The 17428-nt window shown below is 63.5% G+C and carries 15 protein-coding genes and 2 pseudogenes; 8 read left to right on the plus strand and 9 right to left on the minus strand.

All coding sequences use genetic code 11. The features are described 5' to 3' along the window. Window positions 1-295 precede the first annotated feature (295 nt). The 3 genes and pseudogenes from EL22_RS12370 to EL22_RS12380 form a co-directional block, all read left to right on the plus strand. Window positions 296-1084 (plus strand): annotated as a pseudogene (locus EL22_RS12370) (DNA polymerase II, large subunit DP2); the annotation flags it as partial. A 112-nt stretch (window positions 1085-1196) separates the two neighbouring features. Then, window positions 1197-1490 (plus strand): hypothetical protein, encoded by a 294-nt coding sequence (locus EL22_RS12375; protein WP_050051886.1) that lies wholly within the window; start codon window positions 1197-1199, stop codon window positions 1488-1490. Between the two features lie 105 nt (window positions 1491-1595). Further along, window positions 1596-2495, plus strand: a complete 900-nt coding sequence (locus EL22_RS12380) for a ketopantoate reductase family protein (protein WP_050051799.1) — start codon at window positions 1596-1598, stop codon at window positions 2493-2495. 171 nt (window positions 2496-2666) lie between these two features. Here EL22_RS12380 and EL22_RS12385 read toward each other — a convergent pair whose 3' ends face one another. Both EL22_RS12385 and EL22_RS12390 read right to left on the minus strand, forming a co-directional pair. Next, complete coding sequence (locus tag EL22_RS12385) at window positions 2667-3026, minus strand: iron-sulfur cluster biogenesis protein NfuA (protein ID WP_050051800.1); 360 nt, start codon at window positions 3024-3026, stop codon at window positions 2667-2669. A 130-nt stretch (window positions 3027-3156) separates the two neighbouring features. Further along, window positions 3157-3471 carry a DUF5783 family protein gene (locus EL22_RS12390; protein WP_050051801.1) on the minus strand — a complete coding sequence of 105 codons (315 nt, stop codon included), beginning with the start codon at window positions 3469-3471 and terminating at the stop codon, window positions 3157-3159. 189 nt (window positions 3472-3660) lie between these two features. On the opposite strand from EL22_RS12390, the gene EL22_RS12395 reads away from it, so the two are divergent. Continuing rightward, on the plus strand, window positions 3661-4050 hold the full coding sequence (locus EL22_RS12395; protein WP_050051802.1) for a hypothetical protein: 390 nt from the start codon (window positions 3661-3663) through the stop codon (window positions 4048-4050). 158 nt (window positions 4051-4208) lie between these two features. Here EL22_RS12395 and EL22_RS12400 read toward each other — a convergent pair whose 3' ends face one another. Then, complete coding sequence (locus EL22_RS12400; RefSeq protein WP_050051803.1) at window positions 4209-5906, minus strand: thiamine pyrophosphate-binding protein; 1698 nt, start codon at window positions 5904-5906, stop codon at window positions 4209-4211. Window positions 5907-6235: 329 nt separating this feature from the next. Here EL22_RS12400 and EL22_RS12405 point away from each other — a divergent pair, with 329 nt between their 5' ends. Beyond that, window positions 6236-6988 carry a PHP domain-containing protein gene (locus EL22_RS12405; protein WP_050051887.1) on the plus strand — a complete coding sequence of 251 codons (753 nt, stop codon included), beginning with the start codon at window positions 6236-6238 and terminating at the stop codon, window positions 6986-6988. Between the two features lies 1 nt (window position 6989). On the opposite strand, the gene EL22_RS12410 is transcribed toward EL22_RS12405, so the two are convergent. Genes EL22_RS12410 through hemC form a run of 4 tightly spaced genes read right to left on the minus strand, consistent with a single transcriptional unit; the run spans window position 6990 to window position 11352 of the window. Further along, window positions 6990-8522, minus strand: a complete 1533-nt coding sequence (locus EL22_RS12410) for a DHHA1 domain-containing protein (protein WP_050051804.1) — start codon at window positions 8520-8522, stop codon at window positions 6990-6992. A gap of 50 nt (window positions 8523-8572) precedes the next feature. After that, the gene (locus EL22_RS12415; RefSeq protein WP_050051805.1) at window positions 8573-9328 is read right to left on the minus strand and encodes a uroporphyrinogen-III synthase; all 756 of its coding nucleotides are present in this window, start codon (window positions 9326-9328) and stop codon (window positions 8573-8575) included. Window positions 9329-9331: 3 nt separating this feature from the next. Next, window positions 9332-10183: a uroporphyrinogen-III C-methyltransferase gene (cobA, locus tag EL22_RS12420; protein WP_050051806.1), complete on the minus strand. Its 852-nt coding sequence runs from the start codon at window positions 10181-10183 to the stop codon at window positions 9332-9334. Then, a complete protein-coding gene (gene hemC / locus EL22_RS12425; RefSeq protein WP_050051807.1) occupies window positions 10183-11352 on the minus strand; it encodes a hydroxymethylbilane synthase in 1170 nt (389 codons plus the stop codon). Before hemC ends, cobA begins: the two co-directional genes overlap by 1 nt. Before the next feature lie 136 nt (window positions 11353-11488). Between hemC and EL22_RS12430 the strand changes: the two genes are divergently transcribed. Then, a complete protein-coding gene (locus EL22_RS12430; protein WP_050051808.1) occupies window positions 11489-11857 on the plus strand; it encodes a group 1 truncated hemoglobin in 369 nt (122 codons plus the stop codon). A 254-nt stretch (window positions 11858-12111) separates the two neighbouring features. Here the strand turns inward: EL22_RS12430 and EL22_RS12435 are convergent, their stop codons facing one another. Both EL22_RS12435 and EL22_RS12440 read right to left on the minus strand, forming a co-directional pair. Continuing rightward, window positions 12112-13458 carry a glutamate-1-semialdehyde 2,1-aminomutase gene (locus tag EL22_RS12435; protein WP_050051809.1) on the minus strand — a complete coding sequence of 449 codons (1347 nt, stop codon included), beginning with the start codon at window positions 13456-13458 and terminating at the stop codon, window positions 12112-12114. 251 nt (window positions 13459-13709) lie between these two features. Further along, on the minus strand, window positions 13710-15473 hold the full coding sequence (locus EL22_RS12440) for an ammonium transporter (RefSeq protein ID WP_394298906.1): 1764 nt from the start codon (window positions 15471-15473) through the stop codon (window positions 13710-13712). 164 nt (window positions 15474-15637) lie between these two features. Here EL22_RS12440 and EL22_RS19325 point away from each other — a divergent pair. Both EL22_RS19325 and EL22_RS12450 read left to right on the plus strand, forming a co-directional pair. Further along, window positions 15638-16336, plus strand: a pseudogene (locus tag EL22_RS19325) (DNA polymerase II, large subunit DP2); the annotation flags it as partial. A gap of 362 nt (window positions 16337-16698) precedes the next feature. Beyond that, complete coding sequence (locus tag EL22_RS12450) at window positions 16699-17388, plus strand: bacterio-opsin activator domain-containing protein (RefSeq protein ID WP_050051811.1); 690 nt, start codon at window positions 16699-16701, stop codon at window positions 17386-17388. Window positions 17389-17428 lie beyond the last annotated feature (40 nt).

Here is a 17428-nt window from a genome sequence, read left to right on the forward strand (position 1 = left end):
TTAATCCTGTCATCTGAACTACTCGCTCGATTCCCTTTTTTGGAGCTAATCCGTCTGTCTGCTTCCGGATTGTTTTGCTGTAGAGGACCCAATAGCACCATCTGCTTTAAGAAAAATAGGCGACGAACTGATGGAAATCCGTGAGATGGAGATCAAGGGGATCAAGCAGTTGATTCCGAGGTATCTGAAGCGGCGCGACAATATCTCGCTCGAGAAACTCGAGGAGATCGTCGACGAACTCGAGGAGTGCGATCTTCCGGGCGAAGCCAAGCCGAAACTCGAGGAAATACGCCCTTTGATCGATGGAGATCTCTCGTATCTACGGATAACGGACATTGAACGGGTCGAGTACGACGGGTACCTCTACGACCTACAGGTCGGTGATGATCCAATCTTCACGGCAAACTGGCTCTATGCACACAACTCGATGGATGCGCCGCTCGTCATGTCTTCGAGAATCGATCCCGCCGAGATCGACGACGAGGCCCACAACATCGACATCGTCTCGCAGTATCCCCATGAGTTCTACGAGGCGACGCTCGAGATGTCTGATCCCGAATCCGTAAACATTCAGATCGGCGAGGACACTCTCGGCACCGACGAGGAGTACACCGGCTTCGAGCACACCCACGACACGAGCGACATCGCGATGGGGCCCGACCTCTCGGCGTACAAGACCCTGGGATCGATGATGGACAAGATGGACGCCCAGCTCGAACTCTCGCGCAAGCTCGAGGCGGTCGACGAGACGGATGTCGCCGAGCGGGTCATCGAATACCACTTCCTGCCGGACCTGATCGGTAATCTGCGGGCGTTCTCCAGACAGGAAACGCGGTGTCTCGACTGCGGTGAGAAGTTCCGCCGGATGCCCCTGACCGAAACCTGCCGGGAGTGTGGCGGCCGGGTCAACCTCACCGTCCACCAGGGCTCGGTGAACAAGTACATGCAAACCGCGATCGAAGTCGCCGAGGAGTACGATTGCCGCCCCTACACGAAACAGCGCCTCGAGGTGCTCGAGAAGTCCCTCGAGAGCATTTTCGAGAACGACAAGAACAAGCAGTCCGGTATCGAGGACTTCATGTAACTCGCTTCCGGCGGTCGACTTTCACTCACTTACTCACTCACCCCGTTTCCGATGATCGTTCCCGACCGCCCCCTGCTGTCCCTTTATGCTGATTCGTGTGGTCGGTCCGCCCATGGTCGACGACACGACACGCCTCGGATTCGGAACGAACGTGTACGCCGAAGACGGAACCAAAGTCGGGCGGATTCGCGGGTTCGACGAGGGGGGGTTCTACGTCACGCTCCGCGAGGGAATCGAGGGGATGAGCGTCGAGCACGTCCGTTCAGGCAAGGAGTTTGGCGAGGCAGAACTCATGTGGCGTTGCTGGGAGTGCGGCGAGATGGGCCAACTCGACCACGACATACCGGATACCTGTCCGTCCTGTGGCGCCGACCGGGAGGACATCTATTACTGGACCGAGGACTGACCTCCCCGCCTCGTCCTGCAGTACTCGCCAGTCGACGCCGTTCGCTTTTAGTCCGTCTCGAGCGGAGACGAAAACGGTTTTACCGCGCTCGTTTCACCTCGAGCCATGCAGATCGTCGTCTTCGGGGCCGGAAGCCTCGGCAGTCTCCTCGGCGGGGTGCTCGCGCGCGAACACGAGGTCACGCTCGTCGCGCGCGACGCTCACGCTGACGCCGTCCGCGCGGACGGGCTTCGACTCGAGGGCGAACTCGAGGCCGTCGTCCACCCGCGTGCGACGACCGACGGCACGGGGCTCGAGGCCGACCTGGCGGTGGTCGCGGTCAAAGCCTTCGACACCGAATCGGCGGCGAAAACGTTGGCGACGGGTCGCTTCGATGCGGTGCTCTCCGTTCAGAACGGGATGGGAAACGAAGCGACGCTCGCCGAGTCGCTCGAGGCACCGATTCTGTCGGGGACTGTGACCTACGGCGCGATACTTCGAGAGTCCGGCCTCGTCGAGTGTACGGGAGTCGGCGAGATCGCCCTCGGCCCGCGCGACGGTGGCCGCTCTTCGCTCGCGACGGCGGTCGGCGAGGCGTTCGAGCAAGCGGGCCTCGAAACGACCGTCGCCGAGGACATGCCGGTTCGACGCTGGCGGAAACTCGCGGTCAACGCCGGCATCAACCCGATCACCGCGCTGACGGCGACCGAAAACGGCGCGGTACTCGAGTCGCCGGCGAACGCCGTCGCCCGCGCCGCGACGCGCGAAACGGCCAGAACCGCCCGCGCGACCGGCGTATCGCTCGCGAACAGGGACGCCCTTGAGGCGATGGAAACCGTGGCCGCGGAGACGCGGACGAACACCTCCTCGATGGCACAGGACGTCCTCGCCGGGCGACGGACGGAGATCGATTCGATAAGCGGCTACGTGGTCGACCGAGCGGCCGAACGCGGGCTCGAGACCCCGGCGAACCGACTCCTCACGGCTCTCGTTCGAACGTGGGAACGGGAGACTACGCACGGATAGCCTCGGCGGTCGAGGGGCGGAACTAAACGCGCGTGGACTCGAGAAACTGCCAGGAACGGTTGCGAGACGCGAGCGACCGACTCGAGCGTGTAACTCGCGATACGGTCGCTGTAACCACGAAATACTGCAGAAAACGAACGATCCGAAACGAACGGGTCGCCTCGAGCGGCGTTAGAATGGAGCGGCGGGTCCTTCGTCAGATTCGCCGGCGTCGTCGTCGACGGTTTCGCCGGGGAACGACGGCGTCGCGCCGCCCATCTCGTCGCCGCCAGCGCCGGTGTGGGCGTTTACCTTCTCGATTTCGGGGATCTCCTTGACCATTCGGCTCTTGATCGCCTGAATCGTCATCGGGGAGATCCCACAGCCGCTGCAAGCGCCTCCGAGCGCGATGGTGACTTCGCCGGTTTCGCGGTCGATGTCCCTGATCGCCGCGTTGCCGCCGTGCATCTGAATCTGGGGGAAGTTTCGACGCAGGAAGTTCGTGACGTTCTCCTTGAGGTCGTCGCCGTCGTTCTGGGTTTCCGTGCTCATGCATTCGTGTTGGGAGCGAACGTCCTTAGACCTTCCGCAGTGTCAGATAGTCACTCGATCTCGCCTGCGTAGTGTTATCGGCGTAATTCGGCGAGCCGAGGTTAGACCGACGTGATCCGGCGAGCCGAGGTTAAACGTCGAATATCCGCTCGAGTTGGGATTCGATCTCCGCGACGTGTTTCTCGAGAACTCGCTCGAACCGCTCTCGCTCGACGACGACGCCCGTCAGCCGATCGTAGGGGTCGTCGGGGAGTTCGACGCGAAACTCTCCGTCGCCAGCGTAGAACGGCTCGCTTTCGTTCAACACCTGCTGGTCGATGGCGTGGACGAGCTCGGAATCGTACGTATCGTTCATTTGGGTGAACGCGTTCTTGTAGGCCTGCTGGAGTTCGGGAAAGTAGTTCGCGTACTTGTCCTCGAATTTCTCGGGATCGAAATCGACCATACCGGGACGAAGGCACAGCGTGACTAAAAGTGAGGCGATCGGTCGACTCGAGGTCTCGGTAGGCAGATCGGCTCCGAACGTTCCCACCCAGTAAACAGTCTCGATCGTTGATATGGTATCGGGTACCTACATAGGTGGGGTGAACTCGCAGGCCGAACGAGCACCCGGCGCAGTCGCGTCCGCTGTGATATGTCACTGACCCAGCGGTCGCTCCCACAGGAGGAGCTGCCGCCGAATTGGGGACCGGTAGAGCAGAGCGAGGATCGGATCGCGTATCGGCATCGCGCTCCACGGGTGACGCTGTTCGCGGCGTGCGTCCCCGCCGATCGGTCTCATCCCTCGCTCGGTCTGAGCTGTTACTGGGAACTCAGATACCGCTACTCGATCGGCGAGTGCTCGACGACCGAGTTGCTCGGCCGCGTCACGACCTGTAACGCCGCGCTCGAGGGGCTCCGGCGGTGTATGCTACACGTCCACGAAACGGTCGAATCGCCCGACAGTCCGCTCGACATCTGTGCCGCGCTTGGATCGGTCTCGCTGCCGGCACCCATTCCCGACGAACCGCTGGCGAATTCGTAGCCTTCGGCGATTGTCTCGGAATTCTATATACCATGATATAGTTTACTACAAAATCTTCGTTCGTTCCCCCTAAGAACGAACATATCCCGTGCGAACTCTTCTCGAGCCTTCGTACGGCCGTTTTTCGAGTGCCCTGCGCTCGAGCCGAGTCCCGCTCCCTAATCGTGGACGAGCACGTCCAGTACGTCGGGTCCGTCGTGGGCCAGCGCCGCCGAAATGGCTGATTCGATCTCGTCGGGCGTTTCGACGAGTCGCGCGTGCGCACCGTGGCTCTCTGCGCTCTGGACGAGATCCACGGCGGGTTCGAAGTCCATCCCGACGTACTCGAAGTCCGCGTCGGTGCCGCCGTAGAGTCTCTGCATGTTGTCCTTGAGAATCCGGTAGTTGCGGTTGTCGGCGACGACGACTGTCAGATCGAGCCCGTACCGAGCCGCCGTGTAGACACTGTTCGGGTAGTAGAGGTACGAGCCGTCTCCGACGTACCCGATCACGTCCCGCGACCCCTCGCGCATCGATTCCGCCAGGGCCGCGCCGACTGACGCGGGAAGTCCGTACCCGAGTCCACCCCCCTTGTTCGAGAGCAGTTGCCGTGGCGAGAACGGAAACCGCGTCAACAGCGGATACTTCGACGTCACGCCTTCGTCGACGATCAACGCGTCCGGGGCGACGGCCTCGAGCGCGTCGACGAGTTCGTGTTTTCCCGTCCTGGTTTCGCCGTCCGGCTTCTCGTCGACGCCCATCGACTCCGCGGCCTCGTCCATCGATTCGCGTACGGAACGGACGTGCTCGAGGCGCGTTTCGTGTTCGCTCTCTGAAAGGCGATCCGAGACGCGGTCTGCGAGGTCGGCCATGACGGCCCCGGGATCGCCGATCACGGCCGCGTCGGCGCGCTGGTTCTTTCCGACTTCCCAGGGGGCGTCGCTCAGGTGGATGCAGGTCGTGTCGGCGTCGACCAGCGGGTCGTCGTGACGCAGTAGCGTCGTGTTCGTCGATACGCCGGCGAAGACGAGCGTATCCGTCTCGAGCACTTTCGACGCGACCGCTTCGTTCGGCGGGACGAACGAAATCCACTGGTCGTGGTCGGTCGGGAAGTTGATCTCGCTGGTCTGTATCTCGCCGTGGACCCGCGCGCCCGCCGCCTCCGCGAGGTTGACGGCCGCGTCGACGGCCTGCTCGCCTGCTCGAGCGACGTGATCGCCGACGATCAACGTGGGGTCGTCCGCGTCCGCGAGCAGGGCCGCTGCGCGCTCTATCTGGTCTGAATCGCCGCCGCCTGCGGTCGGTATCAGCCCGAGCGGCTCGATCGCCCCCGGATCGATTTCGGCGCGCATCACGTCCATCGGGAGACCGAGGAAGACGGGGCCGGTGGGCGGCGTCAGCGCGACGCGAAACGCCCGACGGAGCATCGTCGGCAGCGCGTTCACGTCGAGTACTTCCTCGGACCACTTGCAGAACTGCTGGGTCAACTCGAGGAGGTCACCGGAGAGGATTGGCTCTTCGTGTCGAAAGTCGCGTTCGTGGTTGCCCGCGGTGACCACGAGCGGGGCCCCGGCCATCTTCGCGGCGTAGACGTTCCCCAGCCCGTGTGCGAGGCCGGGTGCGATGTGGAGGTTTACGACCCCCGCAGGGTTGATCGACGGATCGTCGTCCGCGTGGTAGCGTCGCGTACTCGCGTAGCCTCCCGCCATCCCCACCGCGACATCCTCGTGCAGTCCGAGCACGTACTCGAGGTCGCTCTCGGCCAGCGCGTTCAACACCGGGAGTTCGGTCGTTCCCGGATTGCCGAACACGTGCGAGACGCCGTAGGACTCGAGGGCATCCACGAACAGATTAGCACCAGTGTACTTTGGTACCATGGCTCGTTCTATCGCGGCGAGAGACAAAAAGCGACCCGCCGGTCGTCGTCTGATCGCCGGTTGCCTCTCTCACCGAGAATATATTCTATAGCGCTATACGGAATTGGGTTTCGGACGATCTGTCGCAGCGTCTCTCGACTCGGTGACGACGGGCTGGCGCTACAGGGGAGCGCGGCCGATCGGCTCGAGGGTCGTCTCGATGGGTTCACGAGCTGTCGTCGTCTTGGAGTTCCGTGGTGTTCGACGGTATCGGTTCTGACACGAAAACCCGCGCAGACCGAGAGCTTATGGGTGCGACGGTCCTATCGCGTACAGCGACAGTCGGCCTCATGAACTCGTATCTCCCACTTGCGGTCGATTTTCACGTCCACTCCGAGGAGTCCTACGACGGCCACGAGCCGGTCGAGCTAATCTTGGAACACGCAGCGGATATCGGCCTCGACGGCGTCGTGATCACGGACCACGACGAGATCGACGAGTCGATACGAGCCGCGGCCCTCGCTCCGGAGTACGGCCTGATCGGTATTCCGGGCGTGGAAGTGTCGACCTGCCACGGTCACCTGCTCGCGATCGGCGTTCGCGAACGCCCCGATCCCGGCCTGCCGTTCATGGAGACCGTTCGGCGCGTGCGCGACCTCGGTGGTATCGCGATCGTCCCCCATCCCTTCCAGCGCTCGCGCCACGGCGTCCGCAAACGCTATCTCGAGGACGCCGACGCGATCGAAGTCTACAACTCGATGGTCTTTACCGGCTACCGAAATCGCCGCGCGCGAACGTTCGCGAAGCGGCGCGATTACCCGAAGATCGGGGCCAGCGACGCTCACTACCTCCCGAACGTGGGAAGGGCGTACACCGAAATCCTCGTCGAGCCGACCGCCGAAGCCGACACCAAAGCCGATATCGACGGCGACGAACTCGTCGAGGCGATCCTCGCGGGTAACACGCAGATCCGGGGCAAGCGCACCCCGATTCGAAAGAGCTCGATCCAGTACGCGAAAGGTGCCGTTCGGAAGTCGACGTACACGCTCACCAAGCGAGCGCCGCTGATCCCGACTATTCCGGCGTCGATGGATCGGTCGTAAGTTACTCGAGTTGTTCGCCGACGATCTCGTCGGCCCGTTCGATGAACGCCGGCGGTTTTCCGGCCGGCACCGTCGCCCCGGCGGCGACATCGTGACCGCCGCCGTCGCCGCCGACGGCTCCCGCGGCCTCGCTCATCACGACCGAGAGGTCGAGTCCCTTCCTGACGAGACTGTGGGTCCCTCGAGCGGAGACCTTGATCTCGCCGTCGTCGCCCTTGCTCCCCGTTTTTTCGGCGAACGCGAAGATCGGTTTGTCGGTGGCAATACCATCGTTGCCCATCGCCATTCCGGCGACGATGCCGACGATGGTCTCTCGAATTCGGTCGCCCGCGTCGAACCACTGAACGTGTGTTTCGGTCGTCACACCCTCCTGCGTGACCAGATCGATCCCCTTCGAGAGGTTCTTCCGGTGATTTCGCAACAACGTTCGGGCGCGCTCGAGTGCTCCCTCGCGGTTTCCGAGACAGACGCCCAGGCCGACATCGGCTCTTTCGTATCGCGCTGTAGCGTTTAAGAGCGTGGAGAACTCGCTGGCGTCTCGAAGCTCCGTCCCGACCGGTTCGCCGCTGAGCACGTAGGAGGTACCCACGAGGCCGTCGATTTTCGACGCCGGAACGCCCTTCGAGACGGCGCGCTGTACGAGCGCGCTCGCGACCGTCTGTTTTTCCTCACCGGTCAGACCCGACCACCGACGCCACTCGCCGTCGCGTTTCAACTCGAGATCGAGCCCGTCGAGAAATCGGAGCGCCCCGTTCGAATCGTTCGAAATGCCGGGAATGTAGACGTCGGTGGCGTACTCGAGCAGCTTCGGCAGCGGACGGGTCTGCTTGCCGTAGATCGCGAGGTCGGTCGCGGTCTCGAGAACGCCGGCTTCGACGCCCTCTTCGACGATTCCCTCGTTCGCGCCGTGGAGTTCGCCGCCGGCGGCCTGCATGTCGCCGACGGCTCCCACGACGGCGAGCGCGGCGAGATCGCGGTTGTCCGACCGGGCCGTCGTCCCGCCAGCCGGCGGCCCGTTCGTCGCGGCGTGGGCGCGTGCGGGGGTTCCGCCGTCGGTCGCCGCGGTTCCGTTCGGCGATTCGCTGTACTCGCTCGTCTCGGCGAGCGCCCGCGCGAGGACGTAACTCGCTCCCGCACCCGATAGCTCCGACGCCCCGTTGATCCCGAACAGGAGCGGGTTGAGGTGGTACTCGGTCTCTCTGTCCGCCGGCTGGTGGTGGTCGGCGATGACGGGCGTGAACGCGCCCGCATCCTCGTGTTCGCCGATAACGTCGAGCTGGCCGCTCCCGAAGTCGGTGAACAGGACGGTATCGTACTTTCTCGCCGCGATGGCTGCGATCGCTTTCTCGTCGAGTTGTTTCTCGAACACCGTCTCGAAGGGGATCGCCGCTCGCTCGAGCGCGCTCGCGGCGATGGCCGCGCTGGTGAGTCCGTCGGCGTCGATGTGGGAGGCCAGTAGGACGTCGTCGGCCTCGCACAGCCGGGTCGCACACGCTCGGGCGCGGTCTTCGAGTTCCGGAACGGGGCCTGACATGCGTCTCTGTCGGTTGTGGGTCGGCTTCCGGGATAAATGTGCGGTCGACGCTACTCGAGTTCGGCGACCGTCTCCCGCGCCAGCGCCTCGAAGGTCGCTTCGCTCGCGACGACGTCGACGTCGACGCCGAGTTCGACCGCCGTCTCCGCGGTCGGCTCGCCGATGACGCCCACGACGGCGGCGTTCAGACCGTCGAGCCCCGCGAGTTCGTCGTTCCCCTCGCTCCGTCCGTTCTCCCGGGCCCGCGCGGCCTCGAGGAAGTGTTCGACGGTCAGCGACGAGGTAAAACAGGCCGCATCGAGGTCGCCTTCGGCCGCCAGATCGACGGTGCTACCGCTGCCGTCGGGGCGGACGAGGCGGTAGAGGATCGTTTCGTGGACGTACGCGCCAGCGGCCTCGAGGCCGGCGAGTAACACGTCGCTGCCGTGGTCGCTGCGGGCGACTTCGACGCGCGCGCCGTCGACCTCGTCCGCGAGCCGCGAGACGAGACCGCTCGAGGTGTACTCCTCGGGGACGATGTCCACGTCGTAGCCGACTTCGCGGAGCGCGTCGGCGGTCGCCGGACCGATCGCACAGACGCTCGAGTTGCCCGGCTTCCAGCCGGCCTCGGCGACGAGTTCCGCGCCCGTCTTGCTCGTCAGGACGACGAAATCGGCGTCGGTCCGCGGGGCAGCGTCGGCGGACTCGACCGCGAGCATCGGATCCGGCGCGGGGTCGACGCCCAGCGACTCGAGCACGGAGACGGCGTCGTCGATTCGGTCGTCGTCGGGGCGAAAGACCGCCACTGTCGCGCTCGCTCTCGACACGGTTCACTCCTCCGCGCCCGTTTCGGGCGTCTCGTCGTCGTTTTCGATGAACTCGACGACGGTCTCGCGCGTCGCGGCCACGTCGCCGATCACCGTCACCGCGGGCGGGGAGATTCCCGCCTCGTCACGAACGTCGACGATGGTCTCGAGGGTTCCGGTCGCGACCCGCTGGCCCGGCCAGGTGCCGCGCTCGATCAGCGCGACTGGCGTTTCGGGTGGCGTGCCCGCCTCGAGTAGCGCCGTCGTGTAATCCGGCAGTCGACCGACGCCCATCAGGACGACGATGGTGCCGCCCGTGGCGGCCAGTGCGTCCCAGTCGACCGCCGAGTCGTCTTTCGTGGGGTCTTCGTGTCCGGTCACGAAACTCACGGAGGAGGCGTGATCGCGGTGGGTGACGGGAACGCCGGCGACGGCCGGGGCGGCGATCGCCGAGGTGACGCCGGGGACGACCTCGAACGGAACGCCGCGCTCGGCGAGGTACTCAGCCTCCTCGCCGCCGCGGCCGAACACGAACGAGTCGCCGCCTTTGAGCCGAACCACGTCCTTGCCCTCGCGGGCGAGTTCGACGAGGCGCTCGTTGATTTCCGACTGGGGCGTTCGCTCGCCGCCGGCGCGTTTGCCGACGTCCTCGCGGCGGTCGTCGGGAAGCGTCTCGATGATCTCCGGACCCGGAAGCTTGTCGTGGAGCACGACGTCGGCGTCCTCGAGCAGCCGCTTTGCCTTGACCGTCAGCAGCTCGGGATCGCCGGGGCCGCTCCCGACTAGCGAGACGGTTCCGGTGACCGTCTCTCCCGTCGAACTCGATCCTGCGTTCGGGTTCGTCTCCGCGTCCGCCGCGTTTGCGTCGGTCGTCATCACTTCCCCTCCGGCTGGTCGTCTGCGTTGGCCTCGGCGTCGTCTCGAGCCGCCTCGATCAGTGCCGCCGCGCCGCGGTCTTCGAGGTCTCGAGCGAACTCGGCGGCGGCGTCCGCGTGGCTCTCGGCGGGCAGCTCCCGCGTCGCGATCACGGATTCGTCGCCGTCACGGTCGAACACGGCGACGTTGGTCTGGACGTACTCGCCCTGTACGACCGCGTACACGCCGATGGGCGCGATACAGCCGCCGCCGAGCTCCGCGAGGACCGTCCGCTCGACGGTGGTCTCGACGCGACTCCGCGGATGGTCGATCGTTGCGTGAATGTTTTCGGCCGTCTCCCCGTCGGTCGCAGTTACCGCCAGCGCTCCCTGTCCCGGCGCGGGAACGAACGTCTTCGTCGGGAGCCGCTCGAACTCGACGTGGTGGGCGAGCCCGCTGCGCTCGAGGCCGGCTTCGGCGAGCACGATGGCGTCGTAGGCCGTCTCGACCTCCCGACTGAGGGCCTGTTTTTCGATCTCCGAGAGGTCGTCGAACCACTCGTCGACGGTCCGGCTATCGTCCGTGTCGCCGTCTTCGTCGCCGGCTTCGTCGGTATTTTTGTCCTCGTAATCCGGCTTGTAGCCGCCAGTGTCTCCCTTGCGTTCCTTGTCGGCCTCGCTTCGTTCCGCGTGTTCTTCCTGGAGCGCGGGCGCGAGGAGTTTCTCGAGTCGCGTGTCGACGTTGCCCCGAAGGGGCGCGACGTCGAGATCCGGCCGCTTCGAGCGCAGTTGTGCCCCTCGCCGGAGACTCGAGGTTCCCACGGTGGCCCCCTCGGGAAGCTCCTCGAGTGGGGTTCCGTCCGGCGTCACGAGGACGTCCCCCGGGCGTCCGCGTTCGGGAATCGCCGCCGTGACCAGCTCCGGGGGCTGTTCGGTCGGCATGTCTTTCATCGAGTGGATCGCGCCGTCGAGGTCGCCCTCGAGCACCCGCTCGTCGAGTTCGCGCACGAACGCGCCCGTCTTTCCCAGCCGGTGGATCAACTCGTCGCGAATCTGGTCGCCCGTCGTCTCGACGGTGACGAGTTCGACCTCGTAGCCCCGGTCCTCGAGTTGCTCGGCGACGAGGGCCGCCTGCCGCCGAGCGAGCGCGGACCCCCGCGTCGCCAATCGTAATCTCCCGCGTGTTCTCATAGACACTGATCCGGGCCTCGAGTATGAAAAGCGCACGCTCTGTCCCCGCTCGCTCGAGCGAGCGGATTGGTTGACATTCACACGGCGAAGATGTTCGACGGGATGCTTTAGTCCCCGTAACTGAAACGATCTGTCGATGCCCGAACGCACGCTCTACGAACGTCTCGGTGGCGAAAACGCGATCGCGGCCGTCGTCGACGAGTTTTACGACCGCGTCACGGCGGACGAACTGGTCGCGGGGTACTTCGACGATGTCGACATGCAGAAACAGCGCGCACATCAGGCACAGTTCATCAGCTCGGTCACCGGCGGTCCGGTCGAGTACTCCGGCAACGAGATGGCGGCCGTCCACGACGACATGGGGATCACCCCTTCGGAGTTCCAGGCAATCGCGACACACCTCGACGACGCGCTTCGAACGTTCGACATCGACGAGGGCGACCGTCAGGCGGTCCTCGAGGAGATTGCGAGCTACGAGGACGCTATCGTGACTGCCGCGGACTGACCGTCACTCCCGAGGACGAACCGGCCGTTCCGTGCGCTCGACAGGTGTCCGCTCGAACGGGCCCGTCCACTCCTATTCCTAACTGGGAAACGAACTATCTGAACGGATCACTCGCAAAAAAACGCCGGATTCCCTGTATTCGTCCGACCAGCTCCCTTCCACTTTGTGAACCACCAGCCGAACACTTGTATATGGGGGTTCGATGCAGATTCTGAGAACGTTAGTATATGTTAAATAATTGCTGTATGTGGCGGTTACAGTGCTTCTTTGTACGCCTCGAGCGTTTCCTCGACGTCCGCCTCGGTGTGGGCGTAGCTGACGAACTGGCATTCGAACTGGTTCTGACTGAGGAAGACCCCCTGTTCTTTCATCTCGCCCCAGAAGATCCGCCGCCAGCGATCGGTGTCGGCGTTTTTCACGTCAGCGGCGTTTTTCGGTGAGTAGTCGTAGCGCGGACAGGTCGGGTCCTGCCGACAGCCGGCGGGACACTGCTCCTCGAGCGAACTCGGGGCGGGGCCGTCCCGCGTGAAGATCACTTTGAACATGCTGTCGGTCCCGGTGACGGTGTAGTTCGGCGCCTGATCGGCGGCGATGTCGGTCAGCCCGCGCCGGAGTCGGTCGCCGAGGCCGTTGACGTGGTCGTAGACATCGTTTTCCGCGGCAAATTTGAGAGTCTCGAGGCCGGCGGCCATCGTCACCGGATGCCCCGAGAAGGTGCCGGCCTGGAAGACGTCGCCGGCGGGCGTAAAGCCCTCCATGATCTCCGCTTTGCCGCCGATCGCGCCGACGGGGAAGCCGCCGCCGACGATCTTGCCGAACGTCGTCAGATCGGGCGTGACGCCGAACTTGCTCTGGGCACAGCCCAGCCCGCCGACGCGGAAGCCGGTGATCACCTCGTCGAAAATCAACAGCGACCCGTGTTCGTCGGTGATCTCTCGGAGGAACTCGTGATAACCCTCCTCGGGGTAGACGATGCCGTAGTTTCCGAGGATGGGTTCGGTGAGGACGGCCGCGATGTCGTCGCCGTGTTCCTCGAAGGCCGCACGCATGGCGTCCTCGTCGTTGAACGGCACCGGAATCGTGTGCTCGGCGAACGACTGGGGTATCCCGGCGGAGGAGGGTTTCGGATCGTCAGCGTCGCCCTCGACGAGGGTCGTCTCCTGTGCGCCATGATAGCCGCCCTGCATGACGACGATCTTGTTTCGGCCGGTGTGGCCGCGAGCCAGTCGGACCGCCGATGTCGTCGCCTCGGTCCCGGAGTTGACGAACCTGATCTTCTCGACGCTGGGGACGTGTCGGACGACGAACTCGGCGAGGTCGACCTCGATCTCGGTCGGCGCGCCGTACATCGGCCCCTCGCTCGCGGCCCGCTGAACCTCTGCCCGCACCTGTTCGGGCAGATCGTGACCGAGCAAGAGCGGCCCGAGCCCCAGCACCCAGTCGACGTAGCGGTTGCCGTCCGCGTCGATGACGTGGCCGCCGTCGCCTTTCTGGACGAAGAACGGATACGGTTCGATCGCCGCACGGACCGCCGAATTCACGCCGCCGGGCATCACCGACAGCGCTCTGTCGTAGAGCGCACGCGAGTGCTCGTCGTTCATGTACGGGCGTTACGTATCGCTCGTCAAAGTAGTATCGGGGTCGCTCGACGCGAATCTATCGAGATCGAAAACAGGGCCACCACCGACCGTTTCGCTCGAGTATAGTCCCCACCGAAACGGCGGACGTGACGGTCGAGAACCCGAGCGTACGATGGGCCGACTCGAGACCGTCTCGTGCCGCGGTTCGTCTCATGTCGTAGGTCGTTTCGTGTCGCGGATTGTTTCCCGATATAGGTCGTCTCGTGTCGTGATCAGACCGCGTCCGTACCGGTTGCGCCGGTTCGGACCTGCGTCGCGCTTTCGACGGGAATCACGAAGATCTTACCGTCGCCGGGTTCACCGGTGTTCGCTCCCTCGCGAATCGCGTCGACGACGTCTTCTGCGGGAACGTCCGCGACCACGCACTCGATTTTGACCTTCTGGTGGAGGTCGACCGTGTACTCCTCGCCGCGCCATTGACCCTTCTTGGCGGGCTGGGAGCCGCGGCCGGAGACGTTGGTGACGGTAAGCGACGGGGCACCGGCTTCCGCGAGTGCCTTCTTCACCGCACCGAGTCGGTCGGGACGAACGATGGCGGTGACCATCTTGATCTCGCCGTCGTTCGGAGTGCCGCCATCGGAACGAAGCTCCTTCGAGGATCGTGATTCCTCGAGTCGTTCGCCGCCGTCCGTCCGGATCTCGCGTTCCCCGCCGTCGGTTGCGATGTCGGGCTGGCCGAACTCGGGGTAGGTGTCGACGCCGTGTTCGGAGACGTCGAGTCCCTCACGTTCGTGGTCGGACGAGACTCGAGCCTGTCCGAGTGCCTTGAACGCGCCGAAGACGATCGCGGTGGTCGCGACCGTCCAGACGCCGATGACGGTGACGCCGACGATTTGAGCGAGCAGTAAATCGGCCGAGAAGCCGTTGATGTGGAAGAACGGGAGCAACAGCGCGCCGATTACACCTGCGGAGCCGTGGACGGGAAACACCGCACACACGTCGTCGATCTTCAGGCGCTTCTCGACCAGGCTGAACACGATGGGAAGTTGTGCGCCGGCGATGAGGCCGGACAGCAGGCCGCCGTACCAGGTGACGACGTTCGCCGAGGCGGTGACGCCGACGAGGCCCGCGAGGAGACCGTTGGCGACGTACAACGTATCGACCTTGCCGGTCATGTACAGCGCGACTGCACCGGCGCCGATCGCACCGGCAGCCATGCCGAGCGTCGTGTTGAGCGCGACGCGGCCGACCGTCTCGTACGCGCCGAGGACGAGTTCACCGCCCTCGACCGCGAACACCGTCGACGCGGTGCCGACGTTGAAGCCGTACCAGCCGAACGCGAGGATCAGCGTCCCGAGCGCGGCGAAGGTCAGCGAGTGACCGGGGATCACGTTCGGCGTTCCGTCGTTGTTGTACCGGTCCATGCGCGGGCCGATGATCCAGGCTGCGGTGAGGCCGGCGATGCCGCCCATGCCGTGGACGATCATCCCACCCGCGAAGTCGGCGAATCCGACGCCGATAACGTCCGCAATGTATCCGTTCGCTGCACCGTCGTTGATGGCCAGGAGGCCGCCGCCCCACGTGAAGCCGGTGACGACGGGGTAGATGATAGCCGCTAGCAAGAGCGTGTAACTGACGTACGCACGGAGCTTCGCGCGACCGGCCACCGCCCCGCTGACGATGGTCGCCGCCGTCATCGCGAACACCGCGCTGAACAGCCAGCTGACCCAGTCGTTGGGCGAACTCGAGTCCAGTGCCGCGAAGATACTCTCGAACTCACCGCCGCCCGTTACGGATCCGGTCAGTGCGTTCACGCCGAATCCGACGAAGAAGAACGCGATGACACCGACGCTCCACGTCAGCAGGTTTTTCGTCAACTGGTTCGCGACGTTCTTCGAGCGAACCTGCCCCGCCTCGAGCATGGCGAAGCCCGCGTGCATGAAGAAGATTAGGAAGGTGGCGATCAACACCCACATGAGATTAACCCCCTCGACGATGACCTCGGGATCGACCTGGAGCGGCGTCGCGTCGATCATGCCGTTTCCTCCGTGTTGGTTACTACTCCGAAACTCCCCATACGTTCGTCCACCTTGACTCGATTTTCACTCATGATTTTCCTCCAAATCACGTTTGAGGTGCATGCTCCTGTATAATATAAGGGTTAGCGTTTACGAGCGTCTATTAATCAAGTGTAATAGTTCTGATTCCGAGGTATCTGAAGCGGCGCGACAATATCTCGCTCGAGAAACTCGAGGAGATCGTCGACGAACTCGAGGAGTGCGATCTTCCGGGCGAAGCCAAGCCGAAACTCGAGGAAATACGCCCTTTGATCGATGGAGATCTCTCGTATCTACGGATAACGGACATTGAACGGGTCGAGTACGACGGGTACCTCTACGACCTACAGGTCGGTGATGATCCAATCTTCACGGCAAACTGGCTCTATGCACACAACTCGATGGATGCGCCGCTCGTCATGTCTTCGAGAATCGATCCCGCCGAGATCGACGACGAGGCCCACAACATCGACATCGTCTCGCAGTATCCCCATGAGTTCTACGAGGCGACGCTCGAGATGTCTGATCCCGAATCCGTAAACATTCAGATCGGCGAGGACACTCTCGGCACCGACGAGGAGTACACCGGCTTCGAGCACACCCACGACACGAGCGACATCGCGATGGGGCCCGACCTCTCGGCGTACAAGACCCTGGGATCGATGATGGACAAGATGGACGCCCAGCTCGAACTCTCGCGCAAGCTCGAGGCGGTCGACGAGACGGATGTCGCCGAGCGGGTCATCGAATACCACTTCCTGCCGGACCTGATCGGTAATCTGCGGGCGTTCTCCAGACAGGAAACGCGGTGTCTCGACTGCGGTGAGAAGTTCCGCCGGATGAATATGATATATGTATGATTTTTTGGATCGACAGGTATTGTCGTTCATCGCGACAAACGTGCAGGGAGATGGGTGGCCAGCGGCGATCGGCGGTGCTGGCCATTGAATATGATTCTAACCATATATTTTCAGGCATCCAATATACTTATAAAATCCTTTGATACCGAAGCTCTCGATTTTTACTACCGGTACGGATAGTTGGGATAGCGAGGACGAATGTACGATCATGTAATTCGGAATCCACGACGTCGATCGCTTCGGTCGAAATCGACGACGCTACGTCGTAATTTTACCTGCAAACTCCACTGCTCGAAGGGCGACGAAACTGCGGTCGATCGCAGACACGTATACCGTCAGGATCAATGAGCGTTATCGCGAGCATTTCGGTGCCAGCATCGGCGTTCCCGTTCGGATCGATACTCGAGTCTGACCTCGAGGGGCCCCTGACGATCGAAACCCAGGTTCCGACCAGCGAAGCGGTGATTCCGTATCTGTGGGTTCCCGGGTCCGCGACCGAAACCGTCCTCGAGACGATCGAAGCACAATCAACCGTGAAATCGGCGACACGGATCGATAGCATCGGCGATCACGACCTCCTCAAAATTGAGTGGGCGACGGCGGTGAACGGCTTTCTCGCCGCGATCAGAGAGCACGATGCTATCGTCACGAGCGGAAACGGATCGGGCGATCGATGGACGTTCCAGCTGCGGTTTCCTGCCTACGAGGACCTGTCGTCTTTTTACACCGACTGTCTGGATCGGAACATCTCGCTGGAGCTCGTACAACTGCACGAAGCGGTCGACCCCGAGCGAAACGACCAGTTCGGGCTGACGGTCCCACAGCGGGAACTCGTTGTTGCTGCCTACGAGCGGGGTTACTTCGACGTTCCGCGAGCCACGACGCTCGTCGAACTTGGCGAGGAACTGGACATCTCGGATTCCGCCGTCTCACAGCGACTGCGCCGGGGGCTCGAGTCGCTGGTCGACTCGACGCTGGCGATCGACTCCGAGACATCGAGCGGTCCCGTCGGCCGGAATCCACACGATAGATAATCCAGTATCCGCCGAAATCGCGCGAATTAACTGTCCTCCT

This window comes from Halostagnicola sp. A56 (assembly GCF_000691505.1).
Taxonomy (GTDB): Archaea; Halobacteriota; Halobacteria; order Halobacteriales; family Natrialbaceae; genus Halostagnicola.

Coding starts and splice junctions, on each gene's coding strand:
- EL22_RS12395 (WP_050051802.1), top strand. CDS start 3,661: ATGTCACTGACCCAGCGGTCGCTCCCACAGGAGGAGCTGCCGCCGAAT.
- EL22_RS12435 (WP_050051809.1), bottom strand. CDS start 13,458: ATGAACGACGAGCACTCGCGTGCGCTCTACGACAGAGCGCTGTCGGTG.
- EL22_RS12405 (WP_050051887.1), top strand. CDS start 6,236: ATGAACTCGTATCTCCCACTTGCGGTCGATTTTCACGTCCACTCCGAG.
- EL22_RS12390 (WP_050051801.1), bottom strand. CDS start 3,471: ATGGTCGATTTCGATCCCGAGAAATTCGAGGACAAGTACGCGAACTAC.
- EL22_RS12400 (WP_050051803.1), bottom strand. CDS start 5,906: ATGGTACCAAAGTACACTGGTGCTAATCTGTTCGTGGATGCCCTCGAG.
- cobA (WP_050051806.1), bottom strand. CDS start 10,183: ATGACGACCGACGCAAACGCGGCGGACGCGGAGACGAACCCGAACGCA.
- EL22_RS12440 (WP_394298906.1), bottom strand. CDS start 15,473: ATGATCGACGCGACGCCGCTCCAGGTCGATCCCGAGGTCATCGTCGAG.
- hemC (WP_050051807.1), bottom strand. CDS start 11,352: ATGAGAACACGCGGGAGATTACGATTGGCGACGCGGGGGTCCGCGCTC.
- EL22_RS12385 (WP_050051800.1), bottom strand. CDS start 3,026: ATGAGCACGGAAACCCAGAACGACGGCGACGACCTCAAGGAGAACGTC.
- EL22_RS12430 (WP_050051808.1), top strand. CDS start 11,489: ATGCCCGAACGCACGCTCTACGAACGTCTCGGTGGCGAAAACGCGATC.
- EL22_RS12410 (WP_050051804.1), bottom strand. CDS start 8,522: ATGTCAGGCCCCGTTCCGGAACTCGAAGACCGCGCCCGAGCGTGTGCG.
- EL22_RS12380 (WP_050051799.1), top strand. CDS start 1,596: ATGCAGATCGTCGTCTTCGGGGCCGGAAGCCTCGGCAGTCTCCTCGGC.
- EL22_RS12375 (WP_050051886.1), top strand. CDS start 1,197: ATGGTCGACGACACGACACGCCTCGGATTCGGAACGAACGTGTACGCC.
- EL22_RS12450 (WP_050051811.1), top strand. CDS start 16,699: ATGAGCGTTATCGCGAGCATTTCGGTGCCAGCATCGGCGTTCCCGTTC.